Raw genomic sequence first — 18478 nt, 5'->3', positions numbered from 1 at the left:
AAAAAATCATCGATGAGTAATTAAGAGATCTGAAAAAGGAAAGGTTCAATTTCTTAATTATATCAAGGATTGAGAGGATAGCCTCGATCCTTTCTACTTTTAAATTAAATTTTTTTTCTTGACTTTCATCTTGAAATAGTTGTATAATTTTTACCAAAGAAATTATACAATAAATTTGCATATTATGCAATTAATAAGTTTTGATATTTTAAAGGAAAAAAAGAATGAGAAATAAAAGAGTTTTTCTTTTCTCTTTAATTATTTTTTTGTTTTTATATGGATGTGCTTCAAACTCTCCTACTTATCCTGTTAATCTACCTCAGGCCCCATCTAATTTAAAAGCAGAAATTTTGTCTGAAAAAAGAGTTAAACTTAGTTGGATTGATAATTCCAATAATGAAGATGGTTTTATTTTAGAAAGAAAAAAAGATGGCGAAACTTGGAAAGAAGTTAAAAATTTAGGAATAAATGAAAATTCTTATATAGATATAAGTTTAGATCCTGGTACAAAATATTTTTACAGGATTTGTGCATATAATTCTTCTGGAAGAAGTGATTATTCAAATATCTGTGAAATATTAACCCCTTTAATTATTAAACCTATTTTGTCTTTTGTTATAGACTCTAACAAAGTAAAATTGCTCTGGACAAGTAATTCAGAAGTTACTCAAGGATATATTATTGAGAAGAAAATCTCAGGGGGGGCTTGGAATGAAATAGCAAGACTTAATTCTTCTTTAACCACATATGTAGATTCTGACGTATTTTCGGGAAATAAATATTATTATAGGATAAAAGCATATAGTTCTTTCACAGAAAGCGATTATTCAAATGAGATTGAGGTATATGTACCTTTCATCGGAAATGAGGAAAATCCTAACTTTTCTTTAATAGGTTTTGCTACTCTAAATGGTGGAACTTTTGGAGGCGAAGGAGGTGCTGTTGTTACTGTTGAAACGGGAACTGATCTTCAGAGGGAGATAAATAAAGGGGGACCTAGGATTATTTATGTAAAAGGAATTATAACTCCTCAAAACTCTGGAGGAAAATATGTCATAGAAGTGAAAAATGTATCAAGAATATCTATTTTGGGAGCATATCCTTATGGTGAGTTAAATGGCGTAGGTATAAAAATTAGTAATGCTAACAATATAATTATTAGGAATTTAAAGATACATCATGTAAAAGATCCTAATATAGCCACTCAAGGTCCTGATTGTATAAGTATTTCAGGTCCTGCTCAGAATATATGGATAGATCATTGTGAGCTTTATAATCAATTTCAAGGAATAGATAAAGACTACTACGATGGACTTCTTGATATAAATGGTCCCGTATATTATGTTACTGTTTCGTGGTGCTATTTTCATGATAGTTGGAAAACTAGTTTAATAGGATCTTCAGATAATGATAATTATAGTAGAACTATAACTTTTCATCACAATTGGTTTAAAAATTGTAACTCAAGACTTCCAAGTTACAGATTTGGTGAAGGTCATATCTTCAATAATTACTATCAAGATATACCTGGTTCTGCAATTAATTCAAGAATGGGTGCTAAATTGAGAATTGAGCATAATTATTTTGAGAATGTAAGAAATCCTATTGGGTCTTGGGATAGTTCTGAGATAGGGTATTGGGACTTAGCAGATAATCGCTTTGTAAACTGTAGTGGAAGTATTCCCTCAAGCTCTACATGTACCTATATTCCTCCTTACTTTTATCTTCTTGATCCTGTGGATAAAGTAAAAGAGTTGGTTACTCAATTTGCTGGGGTTGGAAGGATAAATCCATAAATTTTTTAGAAGGGAGGTGTTTTTAAGACTTAAAGCTAGAAAAATTAGAAAAATACTTTAACAAAGGAGGAATTAGTAATTATGAAGAAATTAAAATTTTTAGCATTAATTTTAAGCATAGTTTTACTAGGAATTCTAATAAGTGGGTGTACCCCTCAACCTCAACAACCAACTGTTTTACCCCCAGTAGCACCTTCTAATCTTGTAGCTACAGCCCTATCTGCTACAGAAGTTAATCTTGAATGGAAAGATAATTCAAACAATGAAGAAGGATTTAAAATAGAGAGAAAGAAAGAGGGAGAAGATTGGATAGAGATAAAAATAGTTTCTGCAAATGTTACTTCTTACATAGATACTGGACTAACTCCAAAAACAAAGTATTTCTACAGAATAAAAGCATTTAACTCTGCAGGAAGTAGTGCCTATTCTAATGAGGCTGAAGTGACAACTTTGCCGCCTCCTCTTCCTGCCCCCTCTAATCTTGTGGCAAAAGCTTTAACTGGAACAGAAGTTAAGCTTGAATGGAAAGATAATTCAGACAATGAAGAAGGATTTAAAATAGAGAGAAAGAAAGAGGGAGAAGATTGGGGAGAGATAGCTACGATCTCTGCAAATGTTACTACCTATATTGATAAAGGTTTAAAGACAAATACTAAATATTACTATAGAGTTAGAGCATTTAATGCGGATGGAAATAGTTCTTGGTCTAATGAAGCGGAAGTAACCACCTTAGTTTGGTTTGTATATGATTGGACAAATACTGTAGAACCTCCAACAGGATGGATAGAAGGTAGTGCTACATATTCAATGTCTACTTATTGCACCATTGAAAATGGAATTTTGAAAATGGATACAAGAAGTTTGGCAGCTGCGGTTCCAAGTTATCGTTACAATTTTGGAAGTCCCCAGGAAGTTCCACCTGGTTCTTTAAGATTCACTCTTGTTTTTAAGGCAAAAGGTGAGGTCGGTATAGCTAATGTTACAAGGGCTTGGACCTTAGATATTCAAACATCTCTTTATAGAGGTGGATTTGAAATAGAAACTACAAGAATTAGATTACTAAATGGCACAGGTAGTTTAGCTACATCTAATTTATATACAGCTGCAGATTGGCATGTGTATTGGCTTACTTTTGAATATACATTAAGTGGAATTAACGCAAAAGTATATGTGGATGGAAATCCAACTCCAGTATTAGAAGGAACGATCAATGCTGCACCATCTTCTCCACCAGATCCTCTGTTTATGAGGCTAGGAGATACATCAACATCTGCTTCTAATTTATATATTGGCTATATAGATTGGATTTGGTGGACCTTTGATGGATGTTTTGCTCCCGGAGAAGTACAAATTCCTGAAGGATTTAGTCTGACACCATAAAAAAATAAAGATGGGTCTTATCTTTGAGAGGGAGAGTCGAAATACTCTCCCTCTCTCATGAATTTATGGAGGTAGATCTATGGTATTTAAAGCAGGGAGTGTTGGATTATTATTAATAATTCTTGTGTTTTTACTTCTAGGTTGTAGTCCTAAAGAAGAGCTTGTTAAGCCTTTTGAAGTTTCTATTATAAATCCCCTCAAAAATGTTGTAATTGAGAATCCCTATGTTTTTAAAATTTATTCTACCCAAGATGCATATTGCAATATCTACTTAAATAATAATTTGGTTGTTAATAGTTCTATAAAATCAAACACTATATCTGAAGTTCCTCTTAGTTTTACGAAATCACGTGGTAATAATATAAAAATTGAGATTATAAGTAAATCTGGAGAGAAGTGTGAATTTAATTATGAGAATATTTTATATCTTCCTAAAGTTCATATAATTGTTGATAAAAACTATCAGGGGAAAGATGGGGAAGAAATAAACGGGATTAAATATTTTAATAGTATTTTAAAAGCTATAGTCCATGTGATTCTTAATCAGAAATCTTATAGTGGAAATAGAGTTTTTATTTTTATTAAGAGTGGATCTTACTATGAAAAAGTAACTATTGGTTTTTCTAATATTAGCTTGATTGGTGAGGATGTTAATACGACAAAAATATATTACGATCTTTGTTCTGGAACTGCAGGGGGCACATCTCAAAGCGCAAGTGTAACTATTATGAGTAATGTTACAGGTTTTACTGCTGAAAATATTACCTTTGAAAATTCCTTTGATGAGATAGCTAATTCAAGTATTTCAAACAAACAGGCAGTAGCTGTTTTAAGCCAAGCAGATAAAGTTGTTTTCAAAAATTGTAGATTTATTGGTAATCAAGATACATTGTATATAAGGGGAGGACTTCATTATTTTGTGGACTGCTATATTGAGGGAGATGTAGACTTTATTTTCGGTGATGGTAAGGCAGTATTTGAAAATTGTACTATTTTTTCAGTGGACAGACCAGGTATTTCTCCTAAGGGATATATAACTGCTGCTAGTACTCCAATAGGAAAACTAGGTTTTCTCTTTGAAAACTGTAAGCTTTTAACAAATATTAAAGAACCTAACAGCGTATACTTAGGACGTCCTTGGCATCCGAGTTCTGATCCTTACAACGTAAATTCCAATGTAGTTTTTAGAAATTGTTATATGGATCAGCATATTCATAATGATGGTTGGACCGCAATGAGCTCAAGAGACCCTAATACTGGGGAGACTATATGGTTTTATCCTGAAACTGAAAGATTTTATGAATATCAAAATTATGGACTTGGAGCAATCATTAATGATAAAAGACGTCAACTTAGCGGTGAAAGTATTAATATTTACTCAAAAGAAAATTTCTTAGGGAATTGGGATGTTAATAGTTTTATTGAGCATATTTATGAACAATAAGAGGGAGGGATATATTAATGAAAAAATTTAGTTTGCTATTTTTAATAATTATCTTCTTATTTAATGTGGTTCATGCTCAAACAACTTTATCCAATAGAGTTGAATTTTCTTTTAAGTTCTATCCAGATTCAAAAAAAATAAATTTTAATCCTAACTATTTTCTTTTCTACTCTTTTAAAGAAGGTAATGTGACAGCATATTTAGATCTTAGAGATACTGGGTTTAGAGGGGGCTATTTGTCTATTTCAAATATTCTTGGGATTTTAGATTTTTATCTTGCTAAATATTATATATCTGTAGAAGGAACAAAAGCTTTATTCGACTCTATGCTTTATAATAGATTAAATCTAAATGGAATACAATTAACTCTAAAAAAACCCTTTAGATTAGTTTTAAGCTATATACCTTCACTAATAGAATCTGATGTTGATTTTAACACGGGTAGATTAATAATGAAGTTAGACACTCAGGAGTTAACTTCTAAATTTTTGGGTTCTAATTTATATGCTTTGTATGATTTTAATATGCAAATGCTTGTGAACACCTTTGTAGTTGGAGCTGAATTTAAGCCTACATCTTTTGTGACTCTTTTTGGGGAGTATGGAAATAATTCTAGGCAATGGGCTATTGGTGGGAGTTTAAAACCATTACATAACTTTATTTTAACAGGATTTTATAGAGGAGACGGAGGATACAACATTGAGGCTCAGATAACAGATTTGATACCTAAGTTATCCATATATGGAGCTTACTATAGTGCTCCTGATTCTCCAAATTACATGTATATTCGTATAAGTTTACCACCCTTTAATTTTGGAACGATAGATGGATTATATGGTTTATATACTTCAATTGGAACAAAAGATGTATGGTATTTAAGATTAAGTTCTAGATGGGGAAAACTATCTAATACTTTAAGAATATATAAAAACTGGAATTTTGGAGCAGGCTGGTTCGATACTACCATACCCTTTACTGTTGAGGATATAGTTAATGTAACTTTTTAAAATTTCAATTTTTAAATTATTAAGAGGGGTGATAGAAAAATGTTGATTAGAAAAAAGATAATAACTTTATTATCTATAGTCTTGCTATTTTTTCTCTCGGGATGTGGAGCCCCTACTGGCCCAAAGGGACCTACACTACCGACTTTGAAAATAATTGGTTACGATGAGCCTATGATAGGTTTTGCAACTCAGGGTCAAGGAACAACGGGTGGAGCAAATGGAAATATAATTGTTGTTAAAAATTATAAAGAATTTTTTGAAGCGGTACATTATTCTAATGATACTCCGAGAGTTGTGCTTGTTGATGGTAATATCACATACACAATATCTTATTTTTTAGAGGATCCTAAGTATTTAAACACTATTAATATTGGATCTAATCTCACAATTCTTGGACTTGGAAATGGAGCAACTATTGATGGAATATCTCTAAGAATTGGAAGATCAGGAGATCCAGAAAGAAATATTATCATAAGAAATATAATATTTGATAATGCTCCTGATGATAATATTTCCATTTGGTGGGGATCCTCTAACATATGGATAGATCATTGTACTTTTAGAAAGGCAGTTGATAGCAACGTGGATATCACAAGACAGGGAAATTATGTGACATTATCTTGGAATAGATTTGAAAATGTTGGAGCTAAAGGAGTAAGTATTGTAGGGGGAGCAGATAATCTGCCTGACGATGCTGACTTCTTAAGAGTTACTTATCATCATAACTGGTTTAATGGTACTGCTGGTAGAAATCCTAGAATGAGATATGGTATAGTTCATATATTTAATAATTATTACACCGATGTACAGCTTGGACCAAATGCCTCATGTGCTGTGAGATGTTTATTTGAATATAATTATCTTGAAAGAGTTCAGTCTCCTACTCAAATATCTACTCCTGAAGGATTTATTGTTCTTTCTAAAGAAGATCCAGAAAATGGCGATACTAACTACTATTTAGAATGTGGTACTCCTATAAGAAATTTACCTACTTTAGACAAACTTACAGATGGTCAGAATTATGATTTTAGAAACAGAGCAAATGAATGGTTGATAATAAATAACTGGATTCCATACACATATACTGTGGAGAATCCTCAAAATGTTCCTTTGAAAGTTCAAGAAAGGGCTGGAGCGGGTAAGATTATTGTTAAATATGAATAATCTACTAGACAGGGGGAAATTTAAAAGTTTCCCCCTGTCCTCTAATAGGGAGGTAAAGAGGATATGAGGTTTATGAGATGTTTTAAATTTTTACTGGTATTTTTTCTTTTATTATCTATTTTTACAATAACTGGATGTTCTTCTTTTACACTAAAGGTTACCTGGAGAAAAATACACGGATATTCTAAAAATGAATTAGTAAATAGTTGCATAGAAACAAGGGATGGTAGTTATCTTTTTGCAGGAATGAGTAATTCTAAAAATCCTAATGGGGAAGATGATTTTTATTTATTAAAAATTGATAAATGGGGAAATGTGCTTGGTGAGTGGTTTCACTATGGAGAGAGAGATGATAATGCTCAGTGTGTAATTGAGACTTCTGATGGCGGAATATTGGTATTAGGGGAAAGTTATTCTTATGCTACTGGAATCTCAAAAGATTTATACGTAGTTAAGTTAGATAAAAAAGGAAATATTGTTTGGGCTAAAAATTTTGGTGGAGTGGATATGGATGGAGGAAGATCTGCTATTGAGGATTCTGATGGGAACTATATTTTGGTGGGTTGGACAAGATCCTTTGGCGCAGGAAATTCTGATTTTTACATGATAAAACTTTCGCCTAACGGAGAACAATTATGGAGTAAAACTTGGGGAGGAAGGAATTTTGATGAAGCAAACTGTATCTTGGAAAGCGAAGATGGTAATTATCTGATTGCAGGATATACGCTTTCTTTCGGGGGTGGAGGAAAGGATATAGCTTTGATTAAAATTGATAAGAATGGAAATCTAGTTTGGTACAGAACTTATGGCGGAGCAAGGGATGATTCTGCATCTGCAATTATAAAAACTATAGATGGAAATTATCTTCTGGTAGGTTCAACTTTTTCTTATGGGAGTAAAGGTGACATATATGTATTAAAAGTAAATTCAGCGGGAAACATCATTTGGGAGAGAAATTTTGGAGGAGAAGAGTCAGAAGAAGGTGTTTGTGTGGTTAATACTAAAGATGGAGGATTTGTTATAGTAGGAAGTACTAGATCTTATGGGGTTATGGGACTTGGAGTTTATATTCTTAAGATTTCTTCTTCAGGAGAGCCTTTATGGTACAAAGTTTATGATGGAGAAGGAGATGACGAAGGTAGAACTGTTCTAGAGTTGGAAGATGGAAGTCTTTTGGTTGGGGGTTTGACAAGATCTTGGGGAGCTCAAGCTTCAGATGTATTAATACTTAAATTAAATTTTAAAGGAGAATTATAAACAAAAATGAGTGTCCCTTGACAAAACAAAAATTTAATTTTAAACTATACAATGTAGTTGCATTATTTACAAAGGAGGTGGTTAAAAGATAGTTAAATTAAGACTTTTTAAGAGTATTCTAGGCTATAAAAATTTAGGAGGGATATAGAATGAAAAAATTTTTAAAAGTCTTTTTACTTATTTCCATTCTTATTACCTTTATATTATCAGTCTCTCAAAGCCAACAACAAATTACTTTAAGAATAATGTGGTGGGGTTCTCAAGACAGGCACAACAGAACCCTACGAGTTATTGACCTTTTCCAAAAGAAATATCCTCATATTAGACTTGTAGCAGAGTATACAGGATGGTCAGAGTATTATACAAAACTTACTACTATGGCAGCAGGTGGTAATATTCCAGATATAATGCAACAAGATCATGCCTATATTAGAGGTTGGGTAGATAAAGGCTTACTTCTTCCCCTAGATGAATTAGTAGCAGAAGGAGTAATTAACTTAAAGGATGTACCTCAGTCTATAATTGATTCAGGAAAATTATATGGAAAACTTTATGCAATAAACTTGGGAAATAACTCTCAAGCTTTTGCTATTGATCCTGATGCTTTCAAAAAAGCAGGAATACCTCTTCCTCCAGCTCTATGGACTTGGGAAGATTTCAAGAGAATTGCAAGAATTATTAAAAATAAACTTGGAATTTATGGCGCTGCTGAGAACTTAGGAGATCACAATGTATTTAGAGTATGGACTTTGGAACATGGTGGATATCTCTTCAGTGAAGATGGAAAATCCTTAGGATATGAAAATGATGAGGTATATGCAAGCTTCTACAGAATGCTTCTTGAATTGCAAGATGAAGGAGTAATACCTTCAAGGGAAGTAGAAGTAGCAAGGGGTAGTGTAAGTCCTGAGCAAAGGTTTATCTGTCTTGGAAAAGCTGCAATGCAATTTACATGGAGTAATCAGTTAACAGCAATGAGCAGAGCATTACAAGGAAAAGTATTAAAACTATACATGATTCCAACACTAAATAGAAAAGTTGGCAACTTCTTAAAACCTTCCATGTTCTTTACTATAAATGCAAAAACTAGGTATCCAAAAGAAGCAGCTATGTTTATTAACTTCTTTATTAATGATATTGAAGCAGCAAAAATTCTTATGGCAGAAAGAGGAGTTCCAGTTTCTAGGAAGGTTCAAAAAGCTCTTGAACCTCACTTAACAGCTGTTGAAAAAGAGATGTTTAACTTTATAGCTTTTATGACAAAATATGGTCATCCAACTCCACCACCAGACCCAGAAAGATGGCCAGAAATTTACAACAATGTATTTACTCCTCTTTATGATCAGATTATGTATAAGAAGATTACTCCAGAAGAAGCTGCAAAGAGGTTTAGAGAGCAAGTTACTGCAATACTACGAAAATAAGACTTTTGGGGAGGGAGAAAATCCCTCCCCCTTATTTTTTTTCATAGGGAGGTATAGAGAATTATATGAAAAAACTTACAAGAAAAAGAAAACATGATCTTCTTATGGGATACATTTTTGTAAGCCCTTGGATAATTGGATTTTTGGCTTTTATAGTCTTTCCCTTAATAACATCTCTTTATCTTTCTTTTACCAGTTATGATATTTTATCTTCACCAAGAATAGTAGGATTTGCTAATTGGATAAGAATGTTTACTCAAGATCAAAGATTTTGGAACGCAACAAAGGCAACTTTTAAATTTGTGATCTTTGAGGTTCCTTTAAGACTTATTTTTGCTTTTTTAGTTGCATTAATCTTTAGTTTAAGAGAAAGTAAACTTTTGAATTTATATCGTGCTATATATTATATTCCTTCTCTTATTGGAGGAAGTGTAGCTATTGCAGTTGTTTGGAGACAAGTCTGGGGAGTAGATGGAATTATTAATGCTCTACTTTCCATTTTTGGTATAAAAGGCATGAACTGGCTTGGTGATCCCAGAACTGCTATATGGACCCTTATTTTGCTTGCGGTTTGGCAATTTGGATCTCCCATGCTAATATTTTTAGCAGCATTAAAGCAAGTCCCAAGGGAGTTATATGAAGCTGCCTATATTGATGGGGCTGGTTTTTGGAAGAGACTAGCTACTATAACTCTTCCCATGATTACGCCAGTCATTCTATTTAACTTGATAAACCAAATGATACATGGTTTTATGGCATTTACTCAGTCTTATATTATTACTCAAGGTGGACCTTTGGATTCTACTTTGTTTTATGCGGTTTACATGTATAGAAAAGGATTTAATGATTTTGAAATGGGTTATGCTTCTGCTCTTGCGTGGTTTATGTTAGCTCTTGTCGGAATATTAACTATTATAATCTTTAAGACCTCTCGAAGATGGGTCTATTATGAGGCAGAGGAGGGAGTATAGTGAGAAATAAAACTTTAAATAAATTTATTTACTATCTTTTTGTAACCCTTGTTGCCTTTTTAATGGTTTATCCTGCTCTTTGGATGTTTAGCAGTTCCTTAAAGCAACCCTGGGAAATATTTTCTGATGTTCTTAATCTTATTCCTAAGGAACCAAATTTTCATAACTATAAAGAAGGATGGCAAGGTTTTGGAGGAATAACTTTTGCTACATTTTTTAAAAATTCCTTCATTGTAGCAGGTTTAGGCACTATTGGTACTGTGATTTCCTCTACTCTTGTTGCCTATGGACTTGCAAGGATTCCCTTTATAGGTCGAAGACTCTGGTTTACTACTGTAATTCTCACATTAATGCTTCCTATGCAGGTTCAAATTGTTCCAAGATATATTCTTTTCATGAGGTTAGGCTGGGTGAATACCTTCAGACCTCTGATTGTTCCTGCTTTCTTAGGTGGTCCCTTCTTTATCTTTATGATAATGCAATTTATAAGGGGTCTTCCTAAGGAGCTTGATGAGTCCGCTTTTATAGATGGGGCAGGAAGATTTGGAATTTTCTATCATATAATTCTTCCCAATTTAAAGCCTGTAATAACTACTGCCGCAATCTTCTCTTTCTACTGGGCATGGAATGATTTTATGGGACCCTTGGTTTATTTAAATAGTCCTGAAAAATATACTGTTTCTGTTGCTCTCCGTGCTTTTTCTGATCCCTCTGCGGTAACTAACTGGGGAGCAGTTTTTGCTATGTCTACTTTATCTCTAATCCCAGTTTTAATAATATTTGTGTTCTTCCAAAAATATATTGTGGAAGGGGTTTCAACTACTGGTCTTCGAGGATAAGAAAGGAGGAGTTTATAGGTGGAAAATATAAAAATTGGGTATATTGGTGGGGGATCTAAAGGTTGGGCTTGGAGATTTATGTCAGATCTTGCCTTGGAAGAAAGTTTTTCAGGAGAAGTAAGATTATATGATATAAATTATGAATCGGCAAAAATTAATGAAGTTATAGGAAATAGGATAAGTGAACAAAAGGATGCAAAAAGTAAATGGAAATATAGAGCAGTAAAAGAAATAGGAGAAGCTTTAGAGGGAGCGGATTTTGTTATCATATCTATTCTTCCTGGAACTCTCGAAGAAATGGAGATAGATGTTCATCTTCCTGAAAAATATGGAATTTATCAATCAGTAGGGGATACTCCAGGACCGGGAGGAGTGATTAGAAGTTTAAGAACAATTCCTATATATATGGAATTTGCAGAAGCAATAAAAAAATATTCTCCATCCGCTTGGGTGATAAATTATACAAACCCTATGGCTCTATGTGTTAGAACATTATACGCAGTATTTCCTAAGATAAAAGCTATTGGTTGTTGTCATGAGGTTTTTAAAATCCCAAAAATTCTTTCCTTAATGTTAAAGGAAAAGGAAGGCATAGAAGTAAATCCATCAGAGATTAAACAAAATGTGCTTGGTATAAATCATTTTACATGGGTAGATAAAATATCTTGGAATGGAAAAAATCTTTTGCCTCTTTATGGAGAATTTGCTGAAAGATATTACTATGAAGGATATGAGGAAGAAAAAGATCGATGGAAGAAAGATTATTTTGCATCTGCTAATAGAGTTAAATTTGATCTTTACAAAAGATTTGGAATAATTGCAGCAGCAGGAGACAGACATTTAGCAGAGTTTTTCCCTGCAAAATGGTATCTAGAAAATCCTGAAAAGGTAAAAGAATGGAAATTTTCTCTTACTCCCGTTTCTTTTCGTAAAGAACAGTCAAAATTTCTTAATGAAATGAGTGAAAAACTTGCAAGAGGAGAAATGGAGTTTCCCATTAAACCTTCGGGAGAAGTTGGGGTTCAAATAATGAAGGCTTTACTAGGTCTTTCTGATTTTATAACCAATGTAAATTTTCCCAATATGGGACAAATGGATTCTCTTCCCAAAGATGTTATTGTGGAAACTAATGTATATATTACAAAAGATAATATTTTGCCAATATACTCTGGAAGACTTCCTTATGACGTGAATTCTTGGGTTTTGAGACATGTTATGAATCAGGAAATGATTCTTGAAGGAGTTCTAAATAAAGATATAGAGCTTATTTTTCGTGCCTTTTATAATGATCCATTAGTTGAAAGCAAAATAGATAGAGATACTGCAAGAAAAATGTTTAATGAGATGATAGAAGGTACTAAAAGATTTGTTCCTAAGTATTTAGGGGGAGAAAAGTAGGGAGGTGGGTTTAATGAAGTTTAAGCTTTTAACAATTTTAGCTCTTTTTAGTATTTTTCTTTTCACTTCTGGATCTACTCAAGAAGTTATATTAACCTTAGAGGATAGACCTTTAGGTTTTGGGGAGAATACTACAGGAGGACAAGGGGGAAGAATTGTAACTGTTGATAATATAAGTGATTTTAAAAAGTATGCTCAAGCAAAGGAGCCATATATTATTTTAGTAAAAGGAGTAATTGATACAAGTAAAGAGTCTGCTCAAGTTAATATAGAATCAAATAAAACTATAATAGGAATAACCCCTAATGCAGGAATAGTTGGATGGGGTATTTATCTAAGAAGAGTAGATAATGTAATAATTAGAAATTTGACCATTAAAAATACTTTTGAAAACTCAAGAAATGATGCAATAACTATTGAAAGTTCTACAAATGTTTGGATAGACCATTGTACTTTAAGTAGTGATATGATTGTAACTCCAGAGAGGGAAAAGGAAAAAGATAAGGTAGATGCTCTCCTTGATATTATTAGAGCCTCAAAAGGAATAACTGTTTCATGGAATATTTTTGAAAATAGTTGGAAATGTACTCAGGTGGGAAGTAGTGACACATCTACTGTGGATGTGGATGCAAGGGTGACCTATCATCATAATATATTTAGAAATACAAACTCAAGACATCCTAGTGTAAGATTTGGTACAGTTCATATTTTTAATAATTATTATAAAAATATTCTTCTTTATGGGATTGCATCAAGAATGGGAGCAAAAGTAATAGTTGAAAATAACTACTTTGAGAAAGTTCCTCTTCCTATAACCACTCAATTTGAAAGTCCCCAAGATGGTTATTTAATGGAGTGGGGAAATATTTATGTAAATTGTGGTGAAAATAATATTACTCAGGAGTTAGATGATTATTCTATTCCCTACGACTATTATTTAGATGATGCTGAAAGTATTCCTGAATTACTTTTAAAGGAAGCTGGAGCAGGAAAAAAGGTTTTACTCCCTTAAAGGGTGAGAAAATATGAGGAAAATCTTTAGTTTGATTATTCTTCTAGTAGTGGTTCTTCCTTCTTTTTCTTTGGAGAGGAAAGAGTTAATTTGGGAAAAGGTCTATGGAGGTCCAAAAAGTGAAAAGGGATATGGGATAGCAATGGCTGTTGATGGATATATTGTCGTGGGAGAGACTTTATCCTTTGGAGAGGGTGGAAAGGATGTATATATATTGAAAATAGATAAGAAAGGAAATAAGGTTTGGGAAAAATCCTTTGGGGGTTCTAAGGATGATTATGCTTATTCAATAATAAAAGATAAAGATGGGTATGTAATTGTTGGAGGGACTAGATCCTTTGGAGAGGGAAATAGTGATGTTTTAATACTAAAAATAAATGAAGATGGAAAGATTTTATGGAATAAAACCTTTGGAGGGAAAGGATTTGAAGAGGGATGGAGAATAACGAAAGATAAATACGAAAATTATATAATTGTAGGAAGAACTACATCCTTTGGAAGAGGGCAATATGATCTTTATTTAATAAAAATTGATAAGAATGGCAATAAGATTTGGGAGAAAACCTTTGGGGGAAAAGGTAGTGATTATGGATATGATATTTGTTCTACCTTTGATGAAAAGTATGTTGCTGTTGGAATTTCTAATTCTTTTTCAGAAACCCAAGATGTATATGTAGTTAAAATAGATAAAGATGGAAATCTGATATGGGAAAAAAACTTTGGAGGAAAAGGGTTTGATTATGCTTATTCTTTGGTCTATGCAGGAGATGGCTATATTATAGTTGGAAACTCTAATTCTTTTTCTGATACTCCTGATCTTTATATTTTAAAGATAAATCAAAAAGGAGAAAAAATCTGGGAAAAAACATATGGTGGTAAAGGATATGACACAGGTTTTTATATAAGACATATAGGAAAACAGGAATATTTAATTGTTGGTGGATCTAATTCCTCAGGAGCTGGAAATTCTGATCTTTATATAGTTAAAATAGATAAAGCTGGGAATATTATCTATGAAGGATTTTTTGGGGGTGGAGATCTTGATGAAGGTTGGAGTTTTATTAAGGATATTTATCACTATACTTTCGTAGGAAGGTCAGAATCCTTTAGTGTAGCAAATAGTGAGATATATCTAGTAAAATTAAAACTATAGCTGGAAATTTTTTGATTTTAAAGAGATTTTTTTAAGTTTTTATATGCAAAATGTTTTTATATGATACAAGGAGGGACTATGGTTGATGTAGTTTCCTATGGAGAGGTAATGATAAGAATAACTCCTGAGAGGTTTAAAACCTTTATCTCTAGTAATAGCTGGGATATCGAGATTGGAGGGACTGAGGCCAATGTTCTTGTGGGACTTTCTATCTTAGGATTGAAAACTGAATTCATTTCTTCTTTTCCTGATAACTTTTTAGGTTATAAAGCATTGTATGAGCTAAGAAAATATGGTATAGGTGTTGAACGGGTAAAGATGGTTTCTAATGGAAGAATGGGAATGTATTTTGTAGAACTTCATCATAAGACAAAAGGAATTCAAGTTCTTTATGATAGAAAAAATTCCTCATTCTCCTTAACTCCTCTTGATGAGGAAGATTTTAATTATTTAAAGAAAGCGCGTCTTATTCATCTTACTGGAGTAACACCTAGTTTAAGTGATATATGTAAAGAGAATGTTCGAGAGATTTGTAGACAAAAAGGTGAAGACCAGAAGTTATCCTTCGATGTAAATTATAGGCAGAAGCTTTGGAGTAAAGAAGAATGTAGGAAGTTTTTGGAGGAAATTATTTCTTTTATAGATATTTTATTTATTAAAAAAGAAGATTTTAATGTTTTATTTGATGAAGAAAAAGATGAAGAGGCTATTCTTCTTCGTCTTCAAAAATTATATGGAAGAGATAAAATATATATACTAACTAAAGGAGAAGAAGGATGTAGTGTACTTTTTAGAGATGAGATTTTTTCCAGATCTGCTTTTTCTACGGATATGGTGGAAAGAATTGGGGCAGGAGATGCTTTTGTAGCAGGCTTCTTATATGGATATCTTACTGGAAAAGATTTAGCATGTTCTGCAGAACTGGGTAATGCTCTGGCATCATTGAAGATGAGTGTATTTGGAGATTTTCCTTCCTTTGATAAAAAGACTTTAAAAAATTACTTAGAATCATTAAATAATGATAGGAGTGTGGAAAGATGAAAACAAAAACAGGAATTAATTCTGCGGAGCAAACTCTTGATATTTTAGAATATATTGTTCTTTCTGGAAGAGAATTATCTTTAAAGGAAATTTCAGAAGAAATTGGTCTTCATATTTCAACGGTCCATAGATATCTCTCTACCCTCATAAATAAAGGATTTGTAAGAAAGACTCCTAACGGTTTTTATAAACCTGGTTTTAGAATATTGGAACTTTCTTCCTATATTCTTCAAAGTTTCGATTTAAGAGATGTTGCTCGTCCTTATCTTATTGAACTTATGGAAAAAACGAAACAAACGGTTCATTTAACTATAAAGGATGGGTTTGAAGGAGTATATATTGACAAGGTAGAAGGTCCTGGCACTCTTCCCATGATGTCGAGAATTGGTATGAGAATGCCTCTTTATTCTACAAGCTTTGGGAAGGTTCTTCTTGCCTATAGTTCCGATGAATATATTGAAGAGTATCTTAAGAGAGTACCTCTTATTCCAAGAACAGAGAATACTATAACAGATCCACAGGAATTGAAAGAGGAGCTTAAGAAGGTAAAAGAAAGAGGATATGCTTTTGATGAAGAGGAAAATGAAAGGGGAATTAAATGCATTGGCGCTCCTATATTTGATTTTTCGGGAAATGTAGTAGCAGCTGTTTCCATATCAGGATATTATTTATCCTTTGAGGGAGAAAATAAAGAAAAACTTCTTTCTGAATTATTAAAAACATGCGAAAAGATCAATAACATATTGAGAAGTAAAACTTAAAGGAGGATTTATTTTATGGACTTATCTTGTAATTATGTAGGACTTAAGCTAAAAAATCCTATTATCGTTGCGTCTTCTGGTCTTACAGAGAATCTTAAAAATATGAAAAAGTGCGAGGAAAATGGAGCAGGAGCATTAGTGGTTAAATCCCTCTTTGAAGAGGAAATTTGTAGAATTTCGCCTACTCCACGATTTGAAATTATTGATCGATCTATGGGACCTTTGAGATCTCAAACTTTTTATTCCTTTGAGCAAGCAAGCCCTTTTTCTCCAGAAGAATATTTTAGAGAAATTGATAAAGCATTAAATACTTTATCTATTCCTGTAATTCCTAGCATAAACTGTATAACCCAGGAAGGTTGGTTAAAATATTCTAAGATGGCAGAAAAAATAAATGCTCCTGCCCTTGAACTTAATGTATCCTGTCCCCATGCATCTATTTCTTTTCGAGGGCAGGATGTAGATGATACAATCCTTGAAGTTTCCAAAATAGTTAGAGAAAATGTTAAAATTCCTCTTATTGTAAAATTGCCTATGCAACTTTCCTCTCCTCTAGCAATAGCAAAGCAATTAGAAGAAATTGGAATAGATGGTGTGGTTATGTTTAACAGACTGACAGGTCTTGATATAGATCTTGAAATAGAAAAACCCATTCTTCATGGAGGATATGCAGGACATGGAGGTCCGTGGGCTTTAAACTATGTTTTAAGATGGATTTCCAGTGCTCGTCCCCATCTTAAAATCTCTATTGCAGGTTCAGGAGGGGTAGGAAGAGGAGAAGATATAGCAAAATATATTTTAACAGGTGCTGATGTGGTTCAAATATGTAGTATTATTTATCTAACAGGATATGAAATAATTTCTAAGATTCTTTCAGATTTTAAAAAATTTATGGAGAAGAAAGGTTATAATTCTATATTAGAATTTAAAGGAAAAGTCTCTGGTAAGGCAATTCTAGGAAATTATGAGATTGATAGAAGACATCTATTTAAGGCCCTTATCGATTCCTCTTCGTGTAATGCATGTGGTATATGTAAAAAAATATGTATTTATGATGCTCCCATAGAGAAAAATGGAAAATATTTTATCACTGAGCTTTGTGATGGATGTGGATTATGTGTAAAACTTTGTCCCAAGAAGGCTATTAGTATGGTTAGTCTTTAATTACCGAAGGACAAATATCCGCAAGAATACATTTACTACATAGAGGTTTTTGAGCCTTACAAGTATTTCTTCCATGAGAAATCAAAAGAAAGGAAAAATTTCCCCACTCTTCTCTTGGTATTACCTTCATAAGATCAAATTCCAATTTTACTCTATCCTTTTCGTTGGAAAGTCCCAGTCTATGAGAAAGTCGAAAAACATGAGTATCAATAACTATTCCCTCATTTTTTCCATATCCTGCGGATAGAACCACATTGGCGGTTTTTCTTGCTACACCTGGAAGTTTTAAGAGATCTTCCATTTTATCAGGAACTTTTCCATTGTACTTTTCTAAAACAATTTCTGCACAGGATTTTATATTTTTTGCCTTAGTTTTATAATAATTCACCGATTTAATATCCTTTTCTAATTCTTCCAAAGGAGCCTCTACATAATCCTTTATATTCTTATATTTCCTAAAAAGATCCTTAGTAACCATGTTTACTCTTTCATCTGTGGTCTGAGCAGAAAGAATTGTTGCTACTAAAAGTTCCCAGGGGTTTGAAAAAATTAAAGCAGTTTTAGGTTCATATATTTTTTTTAGTCTTTTTAAGATTTCATTTATCCTTTTTTCTCTCTCCATAAATTTTCTCCTAGGTTTTTCCTTCAAAGGTATAAAAGTATACAA

General features: G+C 32.7%; 16 protein-coding genes. 15 read left to right on the top strand and 1 reads right to left on the bottom strand.

All coding sequences use genetic code 11. The features are described from left to right. Positions 1 to 224: 224 nt before the first annotated feature. From NZ841_04675 to NZ841_04605, 15 genes are all read left to right on the top strand, one after another. Positions 225 to 1796: a fibronectin type III domain-containing protein gene (locus NZ841_04675; protein ID MCS7202050.1), complete on the top strand. Its 1572-nt coding sequence runs from the start codon at positions 225 to 227 to the stop codon at positions 1794 to 1796. A gap of 81 nt (positions 1797 to 1877) precedes the next feature. Continuing rightward, positions 1878 to 3176 carry a fibronectin type III domain-containing protein gene (locus NZ841_04670; GenBank protein MCS7202049.1) on the top strand — a complete coding sequence of 433 codons (1299 nt, stop codon included), beginning with the start codon at positions 1878 to 1880 and terminating at the stop codon, positions 3174 to 3176. 79 nt (positions 3177 to 3255) lie between these two features. Next, complete coding sequence (locus tag NZ841_04665) at positions 3256 to 4620, top strand: pectinesterase family protein (protein MCS7202048.1); 1365 nt, start codon at positions 3256 to 3258, stop codon at positions 4618 to 4620. 17 nt (positions 4621 to 4637) lie between these two features. Further along, the gene (locus NZ841_04660; protein ID MCS7202047.1) at positions 4638 to 5627 is read left to right on the top strand and encodes a hypothetical protein; all 990 of its coding nucleotides are present in this window, start codon (positions 4638 to 4640) and stop codon (positions 5625 to 5627) included. A gap of 39 nt (positions 5628 to 5666) precedes the next feature. After that, positions 5667 to 6791: a hypothetical protein gene (locus tag NZ841_04655; GenBank protein MCS7202046.1), complete on the top strand. Its 1125-nt coding sequence runs from the start codon at positions 5667 to 5669 to the stop codon at positions 6789 to 6791. A 72-nt stretch (positions 6792 to 6863) separates the two neighbouring features. Continuing rightward, positions 6864 to 8048 carry a hypothetical protein gene (locus NZ841_04650; GenBank protein MCS7202045.1) on the top strand — a complete coding sequence of 395 codons (1185 nt, stop codon included), beginning with the start codon at positions 6864 to 6866 and terminating at the stop codon, positions 8046 to 8048. A gap of 149 nt (positions 8049 to 8197) precedes the next feature. Then, complete coding sequence (locus tag NZ841_04645; protein MCS7202044.1) at positions 8198 to 9472, top strand: sugar ABC transporter substrate-binding protein; 1275 nt, start codon at positions 8198 to 8200, stop codon at positions 9470 to 9472. Positions 9473 to 9537: 65 nt separating this feature from the next. Next, positions 9538 to 10443: a sugar ABC transporter permease gene (locus NZ841_04640; protein MCS7202043.1), complete on the top strand. Its 906-nt coding sequence runs from the start codon at positions 9538 to 9540 to the stop codon at positions 10441 to 10443. Beyond that, the gene (locus NZ841_04635) at positions 10443 to 11282 is read left to right on the top strand and encodes a carbohydrate ABC transporter permease (protein MCS7202042.1); all 840 of its coding nucleotides are present in this window, start codon (positions 10443 to 10445) and stop codon (positions 11280 to 11282) included. Before NZ841_04640 ends, NZ841_04635 begins: the two co-directional genes overlap by 1 nt. An 18-nt stretch (positions 11283 to 11300) precedes the next feature. Further along, the gene (locus NZ841_04630) at positions 11301 to 12680 is read left to right on the top strand and encodes an alpha-glucosidase/alpha-galactosidase (GenBank protein ID MCS7202041.1); all 1380 of its coding nucleotides are present in this window, start codon (positions 11301 to 11303) and stop codon (positions 12678 to 12680) included. Between the two features lie 13 nt (positions 12681 to 12693). After that, on the top strand, positions 12694 to 13692 hold the full coding sequence (locus tag NZ841_04625) for a pectate lyase (GenBank protein MCS7202040.1): 999 nt from the start codon (positions 12694 to 12696) through the stop codon (positions 13690 to 13692). A gap of 13 nt (positions 13693 to 13705) precedes the next feature. Beyond that, positions 13706 to 14845 (top strand): hypothetical protein, encoded by a 1140-nt coding sequence (locus NZ841_04620; protein MCS7202039.1) that lies wholly within the window; start codon positions 13706 to 13708, stop codon positions 14843 to 14845. A 78-nt stretch (positions 14846 to 14923) separates the two neighbouring features. After that, positions 14924 to 15886, top strand: a complete 963-nt coding sequence (locus NZ841_04615; protein ID MCS7202038.1) for a sugar kinase — start codon at positions 14924 to 14926, stop codon at positions 15884 to 15886. Further along, positions 15883 to 16647, top strand: a complete 765-nt coding sequence (locus tag NZ841_04610; GenBank protein MCS7202037.1) for an IclR family transcriptional regulator — start codon at positions 15883 to 15885, stop codon at positions 16645 to 16647. The genes NZ841_04615 and NZ841_04610 overlap by 4 nt, the downstream gene beginning before the upstream one ends. 15 nt (positions 16648 to 16662) lie before the next feature. Next, complete coding sequence (locus tag NZ841_04605) at positions 16663 to 17811, top strand: 4Fe-4S binding protein (protein MCS7202036.1); 1149 nt, start codon at positions 16663 to 16665, stop codon at positions 17809 to 17811. On the opposite strand, the gene nth is transcribed toward NZ841_04605, so the two are convergent. Further along, positions 17801 to 18433 carry an endonuclease III gene (nth, locus tag NZ841_04600; GenBank protein MCS7202035.1) on the bottom strand — a complete coding sequence of 211 codons (633 nt, stop codon included), beginning with the start codon at positions 18431 to 18433 and terminating at the stop codon, positions 17801 to 17803. The genes NZ841_04605 and nth overlap by 11 nt on opposite strands. Between the last annotated feature and the right edge of the window lie 45 nt (positions 18434 to 18478).

It is taken from the genome of Dictyoglomus sp. (genome assembly GCA_025060475.1).
In the GTDB taxonomy this organism is placed as follows: Bacteria; Dictyoglomota; Dictyoglomia; order Dictyoglomales; family Dictyoglomaceae; genus NZ13-RE01.
The sequence above is the reverse complement of the archived record's forward strand: the minus strand, read 5'-3'. Positions and strand labels throughout refer to the sequence as shown.

Bases quoted from the DNA above. Each gene is read 5' to 3' on its own strand.
- NZ841_04640 (MCS7202043.1), top strand. From the start codon at position 9,538: ATGAAAAAACTTACAAGAAAAAGAAAACATGATCTTCTTATGGGATAC.
- NZ841_04615 (MCS7202038.1), top strand. From the start codon at position 14,924: ATGGTTGATGTAGTTTCCTATGGAGAGGTAATGATAAGAATAACTCCT.
- NZ841_04610 (MCS7202037.1), top strand. From the start codon at position 15,883: ATGAAAACAAAAACAGGAATTAATTCTGCGGAGCAAACTCTTGATATT.
- NZ841_04620 (MCS7202039.1), top strand. From the start codon at position 13,706: ATGAGGAAAATCTTTAGTTTGATTATTCTTCTAGTAGTGGTTCTTCCT.
- NZ841_04645 (MCS7202044.1), top strand. From the start codon at position 8,198: ATGAAAAAATTTTTAAAAGTCTTTTTACTTATTTCCATTCTTATTACC.
- NZ841_04665 (MCS7202048.1), top strand. From the start codon at position 3,256: ATGGTATTTAAAGCAGGGAGTGTTGGATTATTATTAATAATTCTTGTG.
- NZ841_04650 (MCS7202045.1), top strand. From the start codon at position 6,864: ATGAGATGTTTTAAATTTTTACTGGTATTTTTTCTTTTATTATCTATT.
- NZ841_04605 (MCS7202036.1), top strand. From the start codon at position 16,663: ATGGACTTATCTTGTAATTATGTAGGACTTAAGCTAAAAAATCCTATT.
- NZ841_04660 (MCS7202047.1), top strand. From the start codon at position 4,638: ATGAAAAAATTTAGTTTGCTATTTTTAATAATTATCTTCTTATTTAAT.
- NZ841_04675 (MCS7202050.1), top strand. From the start codon at position 225: ATGAGAAATAAAAGAGTTTTTCTTTTCTCTTTAATTATTTTTTTGTTT.
- NZ841_04655 (MCS7202046.1), top strand. From the start codon at position 5,667: ATGTTGATTAGAAAAAAGATAATAACTTTATTATCTATAGTCTTGCTA.
- NZ841_04670 (MCS7202049.1), top strand. From the start codon at position 1,878: ATGAAGAAATTAAAATTTTTAGCATTAATTTTAAGCATAGTTTTACTA.
- nth (MCS7202035.1), bottom strand. From the start codon at position 18,433: ATGGAGAGAGAAAAAAGGATAAATGAAATCTTAAAAAGACTAAAAAAA.
- NZ841_04625 (MCS7202040.1), top strand. From the start codon at position 12,694: ATGAAGTTTAAGCTTTTAACAATTTTAGCTCTTTTTAGTATTTTTCTT.